The organism is Maritalea porphyrae, from assembly GCF_027213965.1.
GTDB lineage: Bacteria > Pseudomonadota > Alphaproteobacteria > Rhizobiales > Devosiaceae > Maritalea > Maritalea porphyrae_A.
On sequence record NZ_JAPWGX010000027.1, the window covers coordinates 1 to 278 of the forward strand.

General features: G+C 44.6%; 1 protein-coding gene. It reads right to left on the reverse strand.

Going from position 1 to position 278, the window contains the following annotated elements; translation table 11 throughout:
• Positions 1 to 131: 131 nt before the first annotated feature.
• A partial coding sequence (locus tag O4H47_RS17890) for a 3-oxoacyl-[acyl-carrier-protein] synthase III C-terminal domain-containing protein (protein WP_331283690.1) occupies positions 132 to 278 on the reverse strand: 147 nt, incomplete at its 5' end.

The window sequence follows — 278 nt, forward strand, 5'->3', positions numbered from 1 at the left end:
AGCATACCTACAGCTTGAGAACCTTGACCTGGAAATACGATAGCAAACTTGCTCATGTTGTTTTCCTTTAAGCAAAGTAAAAAGAAATAAGATGCACCAAGTGCACCTTAAATTTTGAATTCTTGTGAAACTTAGAACTTCACAAGGGCCGAGCCCCAAGTGAATCCGCCGCCAAACGCTTCTAGAAGCAGAGTTTGACCGCGTTTAATACGACCATCACGTACCGCTTCATCTAGTGCTGTTGGCACCGTCGCAGCTGATGTGTTGCCGTGTTTATC